General features: G+C 66.7%; 17 protein-coding genes and 1 pseudogene. 9 read left to right on the top strand and 9 right to left on the bottom strand.

Features of this window, described 5'->3' with window-relative positions:
* Positions 1 to 589, top strand: a pseudogene (locus tag BSZ14_RS14635) (IS256 family transposase); the annotation flags it as partial.
* A gap of 158 nt (positions 590 to 747) precedes the next feature.
* Here the strand turns inward: BSZ14_RS14635 and BSZ14_RS14630 are convergent.
* The 9 genes from BSZ14_RS14630 to BSZ14_RS14590 form a co-directional block, all read right to left on the bottom strand.
* Positions 748 to 1068: a DMT family transporter gene (locus tag BSZ14_RS14630; RefSeq protein ID WP_042484285.1), complete on the bottom strand. Its 321-nt coding sequence runs from the start codon at positions 1066 to 1068 to the stop codon at positions 748 to 750.
* Positions 1069 to 1439: 371 nt separating this feature from the next.
* On the bottom strand, positions 1440 to 2078 hold the full coding sequence (locus tag BSZ14_RS14625; protein WP_415412604.1) for a F0F1 ATP synthase subunit B family protein: 639 nt from the start codon (positions 2076 to 2078) through the stop codon (positions 1440 to 1442).
* A gap of 16 nt (positions 2079 to 2094) precedes the next feature.
* Entirely contained in the window at positions 2095 to 2589 is a 495-nt protein-coding gene (locus tag BSZ14_RS14620) for a F0F1 ATP synthase subunit B family protein (protein WP_042484280.1), read from the bottom strand.
* 63 nt (positions 2590 to 2652) lie between these two features.
* Complete coding sequence (locus BSZ14_RS14615; RefSeq protein WP_007406947.1) at positions 2653 to 2880, bottom strand: F0F1 ATP synthase subunit C; 228 nt, start codon at positions 2878 to 2880, stop codon at positions 2653 to 2655.
* Positions 2881 to 2961: 81 nt separating this feature from the next.
* Positions 2962 to 3753, bottom strand: coding sequence for a F0F1 ATP synthase subunit A (locus BSZ14_RS14610; protein WP_042484383.1), 792 nt, complete (start codon positions 3751 to 3753; stop codon positions 2962 to 2964).
* 33 nt (positions 3754 to 3786) lie between these two features.
* Entirely contained in the window at positions 3787 to 4104 is a 318-nt protein-coding gene (locus BSZ14_RS14605) for an AtpZ/AtpI family protein (RefSeq protein WP_042484278.1), read from the bottom strand.
* Between the two features lie 379 nt (positions 4105 to 4483).
* Positions 4484 to 4864, bottom strand: coding sequence for a YdbL family protein (locus tag BSZ14_RS14600; protein ID WP_076711475.1), 381 nt, complete (start codon positions 4862 to 4864; stop codon positions 4484 to 4486).
* A 2-nt stretch (positions 4865 to 4866) separates the two neighbouring features.
* A complete protein-coding gene (locus BSZ14_RS14595; protein WP_338012091.1) occupies positions 4867 to 5046 on the bottom strand; it encodes a YnbE family lipoprotein in 180 nt (59 codons plus the stop codon).
* Positions 5047 to 5084: 38 nt separating this feature from the next.
* On the bottom strand, positions 5085 to 8234 hold the full coding sequence (locus tag BSZ14_RS14590) for an intermembrane phospholipid transport protein YdbH family protein (RefSeq protein ID WP_076711479.1): 3150 nt from the start codon (positions 8232 to 8234) through the stop codon (positions 5085 to 5087).
* Positions 8235 to 8392: 158 nt separating this feature from the next.
* On the opposite strand from BSZ14_RS14590, the gene radC reads away from it, so the two are divergent.
* From radC to BSZ14_RS14550, 8 genes are all read left to right on the top strand, one after another.
* A complete protein-coding gene (gene radC / locus BSZ14_RS14585; RefSeq protein WP_042484270.1) occupies positions 8393 to 9082 on the top strand; it encodes a RadC family protein in 690 nt (229 codons plus the stop codon).
* Between the two features lie 81 nt (positions 9083 to 9163).
* A complete protein-coding gene (locus BSZ14_RS14580) occupies positions 9164 to 10141 on the top strand; it encodes a hypothetical protein (protein ID WP_076711474.1) in 978 nt (325 codons plus the stop codon).
* 64 nt (positions 10142 to 10205) lie between these two features.
* Complete coding sequence (gene pth, locus BSZ14_RS14575; RefSeq protein WP_042484264.1) at positions 10206 to 10781, top strand: aminoacyl-tRNA hydrolase; 576 nt, start codon at positions 10206 to 10208, stop codon at positions 10779 to 10781.
* Positions 10778 to 11380, top strand: a complete 603-nt coding sequence (locus tag BSZ14_RS14570) for a TIGR02466 family protein (protein ID WP_042484262.1) — start codon at positions 10778 to 10780, stop codon at positions 11378 to 11380. Before pth ends, BSZ14_RS14570 begins: the two co-directional genes overlap by 4 nt.
* A 167-nt stretch (positions 11381 to 11547) precedes the next feature.
* The gene (locus BSZ14_RS14565; RefSeq protein ID WP_042484259.1) at positions 11548 to 11739 is read left to right on the top strand and encodes a hypothetical protein; all 192 of its coding nucleotides are present in this window, start codon (positions 11548 to 11550) and stop codon (positions 11737 to 11739) included.
* Positions 11740 to 11987: 248 nt separating this feature from the next.
* On the top strand, positions 11988 to 13088 hold the full coding sequence (gene ychF, locus BSZ14_RS14560) for a redox-regulated ATPase YchF (protein WP_076711473.1): 1101 nt from the start codon (positions 11988 to 11990) through the stop codon (positions 13086 to 13088).
* 91 nt (positions 13089 to 13179) lie between these two features.
* Complete coding sequence (locus tag BSZ14_RS14555) at positions 13180 to 13572, top strand: BLUF domain-containing protein (protein WP_076711472.1); 393 nt, start codon at positions 13180 to 13182, stop codon at positions 13570 to 13572.
* A gap of 80 nt (positions 13573 to 13652) precedes the next feature.
* Complete coding sequence (locus tag BSZ14_RS14550; protein WP_076711471.1) at positions 13653 to 14966, top strand: alkaline phosphatase family protein; 1314 nt, start codon at positions 13653 to 13655, stop codon at positions 14964 to 14966.
* Positions 14967 to 14970 lie beyond the last annotated feature (4 nt).

Here is a 14970-nt window from a genome sequence, read left to right as displayed (position 1 = left end):
GAAGACATCCTGCTTGCCGTCGTCGATGGCTTGAAGGGGTTCCCGGAAGCGATCACGGCGCTCGCCTATGATCGATCCCCCGGATCGATCATCAAACGGCTCGCTCCCCGACGCCGTGGTTCAGACCTGCATCGTCCATCTGCTGCGAAACTCGATGGATTTCGTCTCCTGGAAGGACCGCAAGGGCCTGGCGACCGCGCTGAAGGAGGTCTATCGCGCGCCCAGCGCCGAGGCGGCCGAGCAGGCGCTCTCGGCGTTCGAGGCCGGCCCCTGGGGCACCCGCTACCCGGCCATCGGCCAGAGCTGGCGGCGCGCCTGGGCCGAGGTCATCCCATTCTTCGCCTTTCCTGACGAGGTCCGGCGGATCATCTACACCACGAATTCCATCGAGGCCCTGAACTCGAAGCTGCGCCGGGCCGTGCGCGCCCGCGGGCATTTCCCCAGCGACGAGGCCGCCGCCAAGCTGCTCTACCTCATCTTGAACCGCTCAGAGAAAGAGTGGAAGATGCCGCCCCGTGAGTGGACCATGGCAAAGGCCCAGTTCGCCGTCATCTTCGGCGAACGCTTTATCCGAGCCATGGCGGCGTAATGTTCAGCCGCCCGCCCACACACGAAATTCCTGACACTCCCAGGCGCAGAGAACGCGGAGGAAGAAGAAGGTCTTCCGATTGCCACCTTCAGAACACCACTGCGTCTTCCGCGCCTCTGCGCGGACCATTTTCTTCGCGGCTTCGCGTGAACTACCCCTTACCCTTGCGCGAAGAGCTTTGTCCCCATCACGCCGATCACGGTCAGGACCATGAAGCCCGCCTGGATCGGCGCGATCTTGTCGCCGAACACGATGGCCCCGCCAATCACGACGCCCACTGCGCCCAATCCCGTCCACACCGCATAGGCGGTGCCCGCGGGAAGCCCGCGCATAGCAAGCGCGAGCAGGCCCATATTTACGAAGCTGAGGATGATCGGCACGCTCGACGCCTGCCAGGTGGCGACGGTCGCCGCCCATTTCAGGCTGAGCGCCCAGCAAATCTCGGTAATCACGGCAATGCCCAGAATGACCCATGCCATAGGAAGTGTCTCCTTTGTCACGGGCTCGGCGATATGGGCATCGTCGCCGGAAACCCGGAAGAGACGGCGATGCGGGCCTGCCTTTGGGGGCGGGCTATGCGGTTGGGGGGAGGCCCCTCCACCACCGGGCTTTGCCCGGCGATCCCCCTCCCCAAGCGAGCTTGGGGAGGAATGGGTCATGCTCCCCGCTCCGTTCGGGCTGAGCGAAGTCGAAGCCTAAGGGAATCCCTCTCCTCATGAGAGGCGAGCATAGGGCGTAGGCTTCGACTTCGCTCAGCCTGAACGGAGGCGGTGGTCTTTTGGCTTCCAAAAACGACCGAACCGCGCCTCGGCTTCCCGAAGCGCGGTCCTGTCTCCGGCCTTGCAGCCGATCAGTTCGGGCGACCGAGCCCCGCGATGGTGCGGTCGATCATCGCGCGATCCGCATCCGCCGAATGATGCTCGGCGATCAGCAGACCGGCAGCCTTGGCGGCGGCCTCGGCGGCACGGGCGCGGACTTCGGCGATCGCGGTGCGCTCGGCGGCGGCGATCTTGTCCTCGGCCATCTTGGCGCGACGCTCCATCAGCGCCTCGGCATCGGCCTTCGCCTTGCTGAGCAGCTGACCCGCCTCATGCTGGGCCTGGGCGCGCATCGCCTCGGCATCGGCATGGGCGGCCTTCGCCTTGGCCTCATATTCAGCCTTCAGCGCTTCGGCTTCCTGACGCAGCTTATTGGCTTCGTCGAGCTGGGCGCGGATACCGGCGATCTTCTGGTCGAGCGAACGACCGATCATCGACGGCACCTTCTTCACCAGCATTCCGATCAGCACGACCAGAGCGGCAAGCGCCACCCAGCCGGTCGAATCGAAACCCAGCGCGGTCGGGCTGGCAGCGTGATGCTCGGTCTCGGCAGGTGCGACCGTGTTGGCGGTCAGGCCATCACCCTCGCGGATCGGCTTCTGTACCATGCCTTCGGCCGAAGCCGCATCGGCCAGGTTCTGCGCGACCAGCGCATCGCCATTGGCCAGCACGCCGTTTGCGGAATGATTAGCCATGCGCGCTCACCTTTCGCACCGCGTCGGCCGCCGCATCCTCGCCCACCTGGACGCCGGACAGCTTGGCGACGAGATCGCGGGCAGCTTCCGCCGCCACGGTCTGAAGATTGGCCATCGCCTCGACCTTGGCATTGGCGATCGCCAGGTCGTGATGACCCAGACGTTCGGCAAGGTCGGCATCGGCGGCCTTCACCTGCGCCTCGAAAGCGTGGGTGGCGCGTGCCTTGGCGGCGTTGGTCTCGGCCATCGCGGCGACACGGGCAGCGTCCATTTCGGCCCGCCATGCCGCCTCGACCCGGTCGGCCTCCGCACGCGCGGCCTCCGCCGCCGCCAGATCGCCGGCGATACGGCCTTCGCGAGCGTCGACGGTCGCCTGAATCTTGGGCACCATCCCACGACCGACCACAAAATACAGCAGGCCGAACGTGATCAGGAGCCAGAAGATCTGCGACGCATAGGTCGCACTGATCTGTGCTATCTGGGGCATGGAGTCCTCGTTGCCATATCAACCGGGCGCATCGTCAGCGACACGCCCGGCCGATCCGAATGATTAGGCGACGAACACCAGGATGATCATCGTCACGAAGGCGAGCAGGCCCAGAAGCTCGGCACCGGCGAAACCGATGAAGAGGCGGCCCTGCTGGCTGTCCGCCGCACCCGGATTGCGCAGCGCGCCTTCGAGGAACTTGGCGAAGACGTTGCCCACGCCGAGCGAGGCGATGCCCATGCCGATAGCGGCCAGACCGGCACCGATCAGCTTCGCGGCTTCTGCGTCCATTTCAATCACTCCAGTTCAAAAAGGGTCGTTTGGGTATTCAAGTCGGCGGCGCGCCCGCCTGCCCGATCCGGCCGTGCCGGATCAGTGCAGGTTAACGGCGTCGTTCAGGTAAACCGAGGTCAGCAGCGCGAAGACATAAGCCTGGATCGCGGCGACCAGCAGTTCGAGAAGCGTGATGCCGATCATCAGCAGGAAGCTCGGCAGGGTGATGAGCGCGGCATAGCCCGGACCCATGTTGATGCCGTTGATGACGAAGGCGGCGAGAACCTTCAGCAGAATATGCCCCGCGGTCATTGCGACGAACAGTCGCAGACCCAGCGAGAAGGGGCGCACCAGAAAGCTCATCAGCTCGACCACGAAGATCAGCGGAATCATCAGCTTGGGCGTGCCGTGCGGCACGAACAGCGCAAAGAAGTGGAAGCCGTGGCGACCGAAGCCGACGATCAGCACGATCGCGAACGAGATCAGCGCGAGTACGCCGGTCACGGTCACATGGCTGGTCACGGTGAAGGGATGGACACCCGGCACCACGCCGAAGGGCAGCAGGCCCAGCACGTTGGCGAACAGGATGAACATGAACAGCGAGAAGACGTACGGCAGGAAGCGCTTGCCTTCGGGGCCGATGTTCGACGTCAGCATCGCATTCACGAAGCCGGTAAAGCCTTCGACCGCCGCCTGCCAGCGCCCGGGAACCAGATCGCGCTTCATGCCGCCGATCATGAACACCCACAACGCGACCAGCGTCGCCACCATCCACAAAGCGGAATTGGTGAAGGAAAGGTCGTAGCCGCCGACCATCCAGTGCTGACCGAGCACCGGCTCGATCAGGAACTGGTGCATCGGATCAATCTTGCCGCCCGATTCTGCCGCCACGCTGCTTCGTTCCCACATATGACGAACGCCCGGTTACTCCGGGCGCTCACCAGAAATCCGAATGATCTGCCTGAACGCCACGCCGATCCCCAGGAACAGCATCACGATCAAGGCCCAGGGTGCGGTGCCGAACCAGCGGTCGAATAGCCAGCCGATCAACGCACTGCCGACAAGACTTCCGATCAGCGCGGAGATCACGCGGCTGCCCTGGGAATACCCCCTGTCGGCGTCCACCTTCACCCCCTGCCGCGCTGCGCCATCCGCTTTCGCCTTAGCCAATCGCTGATCCAGCGCGGCCAGACGCGGATCGTCCGCATCGCCAAAGTCCTGTCCGGGTTCCTTCTCCGCCACGCAGCCACCCTCACCTGATTTCGTCACCGAAGGGGAGAATGCGCGCAAACGGCGAGCGACCCCGCCAAGGCGAGGCCCGTTTAGAAAGCCCCTCCCCCCAAGTCAACCGCCTGGGGTGGAGCTTGTGACAGATGTGTTAAGCATTGTTGCCGGGGAGTGACAGCGCTCCCCTTTTCGCCTCCCATCCCGGAGGCGGCAGGCCCCCTCTTCTTCTCCCCTCCCGCAGGCGGGAGGGGTTGGGGGAGGGTTAGCGCTGTCCGCAAGTGGTGTCGTCAGTTATTTGAGCGACACCAGTCCACGCCCCAGACCGTACGCCCTATCGCAACCGGACTCCCCTCCCCCAGCCCCTCCCGCCTGCGGGAGGGGAGTAAAAAGGGAATTACACGCAGGCGGGCGCGCGTTCCGGGGCTGCGCCGGTGCGGGTCTTCCAGACACCCTCGGGCGTCTTGTACTTCTCGCCGCTCGCGGTCTGCGCGATCAGGTTGCAGCCGCTGGTGAAGGCCATCTGCTCGACGGTCGCGCCGCTGGCCTGTGCCTTTTGGGTATAGGCGGCCTTGCGCTGGATGTTGATGCTGTTGACCAGCGTGCGCAGCGCGGGCGTCGCACTGCCCACGATGCCCAGATAGCCGTCGGGCTGCTCGCCGACCAACCCCTCGGCGCGCGCGGCGGCATAGGCCGGATCCCGCTGCGCCATCGCCATGCCCGATACGCCCAGCAGCGCCACCGCGCCGAGCGCCAGGATCACCGTCTTTGCCTTCATGATCAGAATATCCCCGGATTCTGCTGGATCAGCGATTTGGCCTCGCCATCCAGGCGATATACCACTTCCTGCGTCACATTGATGTTCAGATTGATCTCGATCGGCTTCTCCGGCGCGGAGATGTTGACGCATCCTCCGCTCAGCAGGGTCAGCGCGACCGGCATCCATCGTGTCGCATCCAAGATCGGCATCCTTCCCAGCATTTTCAATCCTGTTACGGTCATGGCACGGTCTCGCTTGCGGAGGGCTGAATGGAGATATTGGCTGGCGGCGCGGCGCGCTTGTTCTGCTCGTCCAGCAGCGCGGGCAGGTTGCGCTGGATCAGGCGGCGCGGGTCGTAGAAGGACTGCGCCGAATCGAGCAGCCCGCGGAAGGGCGCCTTGATCCGCACGTTGAAGATGAAGGGCAGCCGCTGAAGCCGCCGGATGATGAAGTTGGACTTGGCGCCCTTGCCCTGGCTGATCCCGGCGAAGCGCACGTCCGTCACCATCTCGCCCGCCAGCGGGCCGTTCATGTCGATCCGCAAGCTGCGATAGTTGAGCGAACGCAGCGCCCCGAACGCCAGATTGCCCCAGACGCCCAGATCCTTCTGGCTCAGTTCGCCCAGATAGGCGATGCTGCCGCCGCCGGAGCGCACGGCCAGCCGCCCGCCCTCGATCCGCCCGCCCCGCTCGTCGAAGATCATCGGCAGGGTGCCGTCGAAGACGCCGGTGGCGTTCAGGTTCTGAAAGTCGAACTGGAGCAGGAACTGGTCGGCGGCCGCCCCCTCGACATGGAAGGTCATGCGGCGTTCGACCGGTTGCGAGAAGTCGAGCAATGTCGGGTCGAGGGTGAGCAGGCCCCCCGCGAACGGCCAGCGTCCGCTCTCCACCTTCACCCGCGCGCCCGACAGCGTCTGGTAACGGATGACACCGTTCGTCACCTGGATGCCCGGATTGATCGTCTTGACCGTCGCCACTTGTCCCGGCGCACTCTCCAAGGCCAGCAGGTCGGTGAAGGCGATCGTGCCCGCGATCCCGCTGACCGGGCCGAGCGCGGCGGCCAGGTCGATCCCGTCGGTGCCGAATCGCCCGGTCGAGCGTACGCCGTCAGCGTCCCACGCAATATGGCCGCGCCCGTTGATCGGCCCGCGTACATCCTCGATCACACCCTTCGTCACCGGGGTCAGCAATTCGGGCTGGAAGTCCTTGGCAAAGGCGATGCCCGGCACGCTCAGGTCCGCTTCGCCCGCGCCCTTGTCGAGCGCGTGGGTGATGGTGACATCGGCGACCTTCACCGATTTGGTCGGCTCGAACAACGTGCCCTTGGCGTCGATGCGACTGCCCGCGAGCGTCAGCGTGACGTCGCGCGCCGCCATCGGCAGGAAGCGCGGCGAATCGGCGCGCGCGTCGCGGACCTGAAGCGCGCCGTTCAGCGTCAGCACGCCGCCCGCCAGTCGCCAGTCGCCGCCTGCCTCACCCAGCAGCAGAGGCACCTGCCCGACCTGCCCCGCGCCGCCGGTAAACTGGCCCGCAAGGCCCTCCGGGGTGATCCGGCCATTCAGTTCGGCCGCGTCGATCCGGGTCGGCGATTCGGGACGGCCGATGACCGTCTGCACGTCGGTCAGGGTAAAGCCGCGATCCGCCAGCGCAAAGCGGGTGGTCGCCGCCGCCAGGGTCAGCGGGCTGCTGCCGATCTGGCCGACCAGCTTCGTCGGCCCGAGTTGCGCGCCGCCGCCCAGCCTTGGGCCGTCCAGCCGGACCAGCGCGCCGTCGAGCGGACAGAGCCGCGTGGCCACCCGCGCCAGCCTCAGGCCCGACAGCGCCAGCCGGTCGATCGCCAGCGGCTGGCAGTCCGGATTGACCACCAGGCGCCGTCCGCCATCCCAGCGCGCGGCGATGGGGAGGACCAGCCCGTCGATCCGCCCGCCGCTGATCGGCCCGGACAGCGCGATACGGGTCGTCACCTGGGTTTCGCCATGGGCGGCGGCGCGGAACACCATCCGGTCAAAGGCCAAAGCCGCGCCGCCGGCTTCGTAACGCGCCAGGTCGGCGGTGCCGCGCATCGGCTGTTTCGGTCCATCCTGCTGCAACGTCGCGCGCAGGGTCGGCAGACCGCCGCCGCCCATCGCCGCCCGCGTATCGATCCGCAGCCCCCGCATATCATAGGCGAGGCCATAGCCGCCCGCGAAGGCGAGCCGCCCGCCGCTCGCCGACGCGACCGTCAGGCGCGGCACCCGCACCGCAAAGCCCGGCCCGCGCGGTCCCCGGTCGCTGTCGATCGCCAGCGCCATGTCGGCCGCGAAGCGACGCCCCGCCCGTCCGACCGCCTGGGTCATGGCACGCAGCACCGGGCCGACCGGCGTGCCCGCCGCCGCCTCGCCCGCCGTCAGCACGGGGGCCAGCGTCACGGCCGACGCCTGCGCACCGCCCAGTTGCGCCTGTCCGTCGAAGCGGGTGGCGGTGCCGATCAGATAACGACCCGCGACCATCGCCCGCTCGGCCCGGCCAAAGCGTGCCGCGACGTTGCGCGCGGCGACCTGCAACCGGCCTTGCGTACCCTTGGCAGTGCCGGAAAAGTCGATCTGGCCGTCAATCGCCGCAGCAGCCAGGACCGGATGCCGGATCGCCCCGCTGCCGAGCGAAGCCCGCCCCTGCCAGCGGTCGAGCGCCGCCCCGAAGGTCACATCGACCCGCGCCGCCAGATCGGCGACCGCCACCTCGCCGCAGCGCAGATGGCCGAGTTGCAACGGCCCGGTCAGCGTCGGCTGTTCGCGTACCACCCGTACGCGCAAGGGGGCAGCCAGCCCGGTCGCGACGCAATCGCCCATCACGAGCCTGGGTGCGACCGCCGCCAGCCGTCCGGTAAAGCCGTCGCTCAGCACCCCCTGCCCCGAGACGCTCAGGCCGACGACTCCGTGCGGTGTTTCGAGCCGGATGCCGCCATTCTGCACCGCCACGTCCAGCGCGGGCAGCTGGAACGGCTTGCCCGATGCGTCGGGCGGTCCCATCAGCCTGTCGAGCGTGCCCAGGCTGATCCGCCCGTCGATCAACCGCCCGCGCAGGCGAACCCGCCCGGCGCGCACGCCCGTCACGACCGGTCCCGACAGGGTCATGCGGGTCCGCGTCTCCAGCCAGTCGGCGACGAGGTCGGGCCGGCGCGGATCGCCCAGCACGACATCGGTCAGCCGCTGTCGACCAAAGCCCAGGTCGGAAATCTTGTAGCGCGCGGGCACGCCACGCTTCGCCAGTTCGCGGTCCAGCACCTGTCCCGCCAGCGGCTTGCGCTCGATCCACAGGGCGATCAACGCGGCCAGTATGACCAGCGCGATGGCGATCAGGGTCCGTTGCAGGCGACGGAAACGGCGGGCGGGACTCGCGACCGGGGTCACGCGCGTCTCGCTCTCTTCGCTCGCGCCCTCCACCCCGATGCCACTCCCTCAATCTTGACCCACGTCATAGACACCCAGCCCCGCGCCACGCAATCGCGTGAAGCCCGGCGACAGTTCCCGCCGCCCGCTTTATGATGCCCCGCCACGGGGGACGGGACATGCGCGATACCAGCGAAATCGAAGCCAATGACCATGCCGGGCACCGCGCGCGGCTGCGCGACCGATTGCTGGGCGGTGGCGGATTGCTCGATCATGAACTGATCGAATATCTTTTGATGACCGCCATTCCGCGCCGCGACACCAAGCCGATGGCCAAGGCCCTGCTGCGCGAGTTCCACGATATCGGCGGCGTCCTGACCGCCGACCCCATCGCGCTCCAGCGGGTCGACGGCATAGGCGAGACGGCGGCGGCGACGATCAAGATCGCCCAGGCCTGCGCGCTGCGGCTGGTCCAGGCGGAGGCGATGAAGCGTCCCGTCCTGTCCAACTGGCAGGCGCTGCTCGATTATCTGCATGCCGACATGGCGCATCACGGGGTCGAGCGGGTGCGGGTGCTGCATCTGAACACCCGCAACATGCTGATCCGCGACGAGCTGATGGGACAGGGCTCGATCGACCAGGCGCCGGTCTATGTCCGCGAGGTGATCCGGCGCGCGATCGACTTTGGTTCGGCCGCGCTGATCCTGGTCCACAACCACCCCAGCGGCGACCCCTCGCCCAGCCGGGCCGATATCGACGTGACCCGCGCCATCGCCGAGGCGGGCAAGAGGCTGGGGATCACGGTACACGACCATATCATCATCGGCACGGCGGGGCATGTCAGCCTGCGGGCGCAGGGGCTGATCTGACGCCGCCGTCGAAGCGTATCATTATGACCAGGCGGGGGGCGTGACTCGCTTGTCATCTCCGTCGCGCTGCCGCATCCCCATATGATGACGTCGTCCGCCCGTCCCCACCGGCTTTTCTGCAAGGTCCTCGACCGGACCATGCGCCGGGCGCGGATGCACCTGCACCTGCATGTCGCGCAGCGGATACTGGCGACGCCGCCGATCATCCCCCGCGACGACGGCGTGATCGTCCTGTCGATGATCGGCACCCGCACGCTGATCCCCTATCTGGTCGCAATCAAATCCTTCCACCAGCATCTGGCCATGGGCCGGATCGTCCTGATCGACGACGGCAGCCTGACGGATGCAGACCGGCGAGTCCTGGCACGGCATTGCGGCGCCCCCCGGATCATTCCGATTGCGGAGATCGACACAGGCGCGTGTCCGCGCGGCGGCACTTGGGAAAGATTGCTGGTACTGCTCGACCTGCGCGCCGATCACTATGTCGTCCAGCTCGATTCCGATACCGTGACGCTGAACGACCTGCCCGAGGTTCGCGCAGCGATCACCGGGAATCGGGGCTTCATGCTGCTGGGCGGCCCCGACAGCCAGGCCCTGGGCATCCAGACGCTGCCGGAGTTCGTCCGGCGCAAATATCCCGACGGCCCGGTGTCGGCTCCGGCGCACATGCAGGCGCTGATCGAATCCCGTTATGCCGCCTATCCCGACGCGGAATGCCATTCCTACGTCCGGGCATCGTCGGGGTTTGCGGGCTTCGCTCGCGGTGGGCCTAGCGACCGCACAGCAGCGGCGACCTTTTCGCGCCGGGCCGAGAATCTGGTCGGCACCGCGACCTGGGCCGAATGGGGAAGCGAACAGGTGACGTCGAACTTCCTGCTCTCCAACGAGCCCGGCACTGTCACCCTGCCCTATGGTCGCTATTATAATTTCTGGCGCACGCCGGTCACCGGCGATGAGCGACTGGTCCATTTCGTCGGCACGCACCGCTATTCGGACGAAACCTATCGCCGGATGACGGCCCGCGCGATCGACCGGCTGACGCAGCCCCGCCCCGAATAGCGGCTTTGGCGTCCCGACACCCGATGCTAGGGGCCTCATCCGTAACGCGAACGAGGAACACCACATGCAGGTCTGGACCGGGTTGGGCAATCCGGGGGCGCAATATGCGATGCACCGCCACAATGTCGGCTTCATGGCGATGGACGCCATCGCCGAGGTGCATGATTTCGGCCCGGTGAAGAAGCAATTCCAGGGCTGGACCCAGGAAGGCCGGATCGGCGGGCAGAAGATCCTGCTGCTGAAGCCTGCCACCTTCATGAACGAAAGCGGGCGGAGCGTCGGCGACGCGCTGCGCTTCTACAAGCTGGGTGTCGAGGCGCTGACCGTGTTCCACGACGAACTCGACATCGCGCCTTTCCGCGTCAAGGTGAAGACCGGCGGCGGCACGGCGGGGCATAACGGCCTGCGCTCGATCGACCAGCATCTGGGGCCGGACTTTCGCCGCGTGCGCCTCGGCATCGGGCATCCGGGGCACAAGGACCGCGTGACCGGCCATGTGCTGGGCAATTACGCCAAGGCGGAGATCGAGCCGCTGTCCGACCTGCTAGGCGCGGTGGCGGCGGAGGCGCATTGGCTGGCGGAGGGCGATGACGTGCGCTTCGTCAACGATATCGCGCTACGGCTGGGGGATGCGGCATGAGCGTGCGGCGCCTCTTCGCCTCGCTGCTCTATGAGGGCCAGCTCGACGATGCCGATCTGCTGGCCGACATCGAACAAAGCTGCTGGGCACTGGCCGAGGACGACCGGGCCGGGCGGCGCTGGTCCAAGGAGCATGGCTATCGCGGCTATACCAGCTATGCCTCGCTCAACGACCTGCCGATCCGCGATCCGGTCTTTGCCGACCTCAAGAAGAAGCTCGACCGCCATGTCGCGCGCTTTGCCGAGGAATGCGCGTTCGATCTGGGTGGGCGCAAGCTGAAGCTCGACAGCCTGTGGGTCAATGTCCTGAAGCCGGGGGGCCATCACTCGGCGCATATCCACCCGCATTCGGTGGTGTCGGGCACACTCTATGTCGCCATGCCCCAGGGCTCGGGCGCGCTGAAGCTGGAGGATCCGCGCCTGCCGATGCTGATGGCCGCGCCGCCCCGCCGCCCCGATGCGCCGGACGATCTGGCCACCTTCGCCACCGCCACGCCCGAGCCCGGCACCGTGCTGCTCTGGGAAAGCTGGCTGCGGCACGAGGTGGTGCCCAACGGCGCCAAGGGCGAACGGATCAGCGTCAGCTTCAATTATCGCTGATCCGACCAGAACGGGTGCGACGACATGCGCCGCACCCGCGATCAGACGAAAAGTTCCTTCGACTCGCCGTTGATACGGGGCGTTTGGTCGCGGCGATATCGTGCCGTTAACCTATATTGGGTAAGGAAGATGGCGATCGCACCATCCTATCTCCGGACGTATCCACGATGCTCGAATTCGCCGTCTTCACCTTTGGCATGTTGGCCAGCTTCGTGCTGTCGGGCCTGGGCCGGAACAAGAAGGCGCAGCGCGCCAATCCGCCGATCCTGCGCTATATGGGTCTGGTGCTGATGGGCTTTTCGGGTGCGATGGGTATCATGCTGCTCGGCTATGCCGCCGCATTGGCGGTGAGCGCCTGACGGGCGGGTAACGCCCCTGCCCCCCTCCCCAACTCCGTTCAGCCTGAGCGAAGTCGAAGGCCACGGGAATCCAGTCATCAAACATCCTTGAGGCGAAGGTCAGCCCTTGGCCTTCGACTTCGCTCAGGCTGAACGGAGCTTGGGGTTTTGGCAGCGGTGTCTTCCCTTCCCCCCACCACCATCGGTTGAGAAATCCCCCCATCCTCGCTAGAGGGGCGCTTTCCCCTTTCCTGTAGGATAAGCGACGCATGGGTTTCCGCTGCGGCATCGTCGGCCTGCCGAATGTCGGCAAGTCCACCCTTTTCAACGCGCTGACCGAAACGGCGGCGGCGCAGGCCGCCAATTATCCGTTCTGCACGATCGAGCCCAATGTCGGCAATGTCGCGGTGCCCGATCCACGCCTGTACCAGCTGGCCGAAGTCGCTGGTTCGGCCAAGATCATCGAGACGCAGCTGGCGTTCGTCGACATCGCTGGGCTGGTGCGCGGCGCCTCCAAGGGCGAAGGCCTCGGCAATCAGTTCCTGGGCAATATCCGTGAGGTGGACGCCATCGTCCATGTCCTGCGCTGCTTCGAGGACGGCGACGTCACCCATGTCGAGGGCAAGGTCGACCCGATCGCCGACGCGGAGACGGTCGAGACCGAGCTGATGCTCTCCGACCTGGAAAGCCTGGAAAAGCGCGTCCCCGCCTTCATCAAGAAGGGGCAGCAGGGCGACAAGGAAGCCAAGATCGCCGCGTCGGTCCTCGGCCAGACGCTCGAACTGCTGCGCGACGGCAAGCCCGCGCGGCTGACCGTGCCCAAGGACGAGGAGGAAGCCCGCGTCTTTTCGCAGGCGCAGCTGCTGACCGCCAAGCCCGTCCTCTATGTCTGCAATGTCGAGGAATCGAACGCGGCGAACGGCAATGCCCATTCGGCGCGCGTGTTCGATAAGGCTGCGGCCGAGGGTGCGCAAGCCGTCGTCGTCTCGGCCGCGATCGAGGCCGAGATCGCGACCATGCCCGCCGAAGACCGCGGCGAGTTCCTGTCGGAGCTGGGCCTGTCGGAAACCGGCCTCGCCCGCGTGATCCGCGCCGGTTACGCGCTGCTCGACCTGCTGACCTTCTTCACCGTCGGCCCGAAGGAGGCCCGCGCCTGGACCGTTCATCGCGGCGCCAAGGCCCCCAACGCGGCGGGCGAAATCCACAGCGATTTCGAGCGCGGCTTCATCCGGGCCGAAACGATCGCCTATCCCGACTATATCGCCTTCAAGGGCGAAGCGGGCGCACGCGATGCCGGCAAGCTGCGCGCGGAAGGCAAGGAATATGTCGTCCAGGACGGCGACGTGATGCTGTTCCGCTTCAACGTCTGATCCATCGCGCGCCGGTCGGGTTCGCCCGACCGGCGTCCGAACCCGCTTATTGCCGCTTTGCAGATGCGGCTCATGCAGCTAGGCACACGACATGATCCATGTTAGTGCGTTTCGCCGCGTCATTTATACCAGCCGCGCCGTCGGCGATGACCAGCGCGCCGACCATCAGGCCATATTGGCGGCCTCGCGCCGCAACAACGGCATGGACGGCATCTCGGGCATATTGTGGATCGGCGATGGCGAATATCGCCAGTTGCTCGAAGGGCCGGTGGATAGCGTTCGTGAAACGCTGTCGCGCATCATGCGCGATCCCCGCCACACCGACATCCGCATCCTCGATGACGGGATGACCGACGGCCCCGCCTTCGGCGAATGGGCGATGGCTGGCTTGCCCGGTGACCACCCCGCGCAAGCCGCGGAGCGGCTGCGCCTGTTGCTCCGCAATGCCGACACGACCATCCGCCAGTTCTTTCCGGTCGACTGACCCCGCGAAGGGCGGCAGCTTCCACTCGCCACTGTCATAATGCGACGCTATCGGGCTGAGCCGAAAGGACTGCCCTTCCCGTGATCCGACTCCCCCTTGCCGCTCTCGCGCTCGCCCTGCTCGGCGGTTGCGCCTATCCCTATACCCCGCCTGCCCTGCCCCCGGTGACGAGCGCTGCGCCCGCCACCATGGCAGGCCCTGCCCCCGTCGCCCCCATGGGGGAGGAACGCGCGCCGGTCACGATCCTGGTGTCGATCGACGGGTTCCGCGCCGACTATCTGCAACGGGGTATCACCCCCAATCTGTCGCGACTGGCGGCCGGCGGCGTGAGCGCGCCGATGCGGCCATCCTTTCCGTCCAAGACCTTCCCCAATCACTGGACGCTGGTGACGGGGCTGGTTCCCGATCGCCACGGCATCGTCGCCAACAGCTTCACCGATCCGGCTCATCCCGGCGAACGCTTCACCATGTCGTCGGAGCAGCCCTATTGGTGGAATGCCGCCGAGCCGATCTGGGTGACGGCGGAGAAGGCGGGCATCCCCACCGCCACCATGTTCTGGCCCGGCTCCACCGTCGCCTGGGGCGGGGTCCAGCAGGACGACAGCCACCACAGCATCACCGGCGGCACCCGCCCGCACGACTGGCAGGCCTATAACTCCGCCGTGTCCGATAGCCAGCGGGTCGATGCGCTGATCGACTGGCTGCGCCGTCCGGTGGCGACCCGTCCGCGCTTCCTGACGCTCTATATCGACGAGGTGGATATCGCCGGGCACGAGGTCGGCCCCGATGCGCCCGAGATCAACACCGCCATCGCCAAGGCAGATCGGGCGATCGGGATGCTGGTGGCGGGGCTGGCCGAACTGCATCAGCCCGCCAATCTGGTCGTCGTCGCCGATCATGGCATGGCGGCGACCTCCAGCGACCGGGTGATCGCGCTCGACCAGCTTCTCGACCCGGCCGATTACCAGTTGAGCGATGACGGCCCCTTCGCCTCGCTGACGGCGAAGCCCGGCCATGAGGCCGCGCTGGAGGCGCGTCTGCTGGGACGGCGCGGCCATATGACCTGCTGGCGCAAAAGCGAGATTCCGGCGCGCTTTCAGTACGGCCGCAACCCGCGCATCGCGCCCTATTTCTGTCTCGCCGATGCCGGATGGATGATCGAGGAGAAGGCGCCGGACAAGCCCTTTGCCGGGGGGATGCATGGCTATGACAATGCCGATCCGACCATGGAGGCGCTGTTCGTCGCCCATGGTCCGGCGTTCCGGCCGGGCGTCCGGCTGGCACCATTCGCCAATGTCGACGTTGCACCCTTGCTGCGCGACCTGATCGGCCTGCCGCCGGGCCAGGGGCTGGACGGCAATGACGCGCCGTTCCGCCGCGCGTTCCGACGATAGGGAG

This window comes from Sphingomonas sp. Sph1(2015) (genome assembly GCF_001970915.1).
Taxonomy (GTDB): Bacteria; Pseudomonadota; Alphaproteobacteria; order Sphingomonadales; family Sphingomonadaceae; genus Sphingomonas; species Sphingomonas parapaucimobilis.
This window is presented reverse-complemented; position numbering and strand designations above follow the sequence as displayed.

Excerpts from the sequence above, each read along its gene's own strand:
- BSZ14_RS14630 (WP_042484285.1), bottom strand. The coding sequence starts at position 1,068 with ATGGCATGGGTCATTCTGGGCATTGCCGTGATTACCGAGATTTGCTGG.
- BSZ14_RS14620 (WP_042484280.1), bottom strand. The coding sequence starts at position 2,589 with ATGCCCCAGATAGCACAGATCAGTGCGACCTATGCGTCGCAGATCTTC.
- BSZ14_RS14615 (WP_007406947.1), bottom strand. The coding sequence starts at position 2,880 with ATGGACGCAGAAGCCGCGAAGCTGATCGGTGCCGGTCTGGCCGCTATC.
- BSZ14_RS14600 (WP_076711475.1), bottom strand. The coding sequence starts at position 4,864 with ATGAAGGCAAAGACGGTGATCCTGGCGCTCGGCGCGGTGGCGCTGCTG.
- radC (WP_042484270.1), top strand. The coding sequence starts at position 8,393 with ATGCGCGATACCAGCGAAATCGAAGCCAATGACCATGCCGGGCACCGC.
- BSZ14_RS14580 (WP_076711474.1), top strand. The coding sequence starts at position 9,164 with ATGATGACGTCGTCCGCCCGTCCCCACCGGCTTTTCTGCAAGGTCCTC.
- pth (WP_042484264.1), top strand. The coding sequence starts at position 10,206 with ATGCAGGTCTGGACCGGGTTGGGCAATCCGGGGGCGCAATATGCGATG.
- BSZ14_RS14570 (WP_042484262.1), top strand. The coding sequence starts at position 10,778 with ATGAGCGTGCGGCGCCTCTTCGCCTCGCTGCTCTATGAGGGCCAGCTC.
- BSZ14_RS14565 (WP_042484259.1), top strand. The coding sequence starts at position 11,548 with ATGCTCGAATTCGCCGTCTTCACCTTTGGCATGTTGGCCAGCTTCGTG.
- ychF (WP_076711473.1), top strand. The coding sequence starts at position 11,988 with ATGGGTTTCCGCTGCGGCATCGTCGGCCTGCCGAATGTCGGCAAGTCC.
- BSZ14_RS14555 (WP_076711472.1), top strand. The coding sequence starts at position 13,180 with ATGATCCATGTTAGTGCGTTTCGCCGCGTCATTTATACCAGCCGCGCC.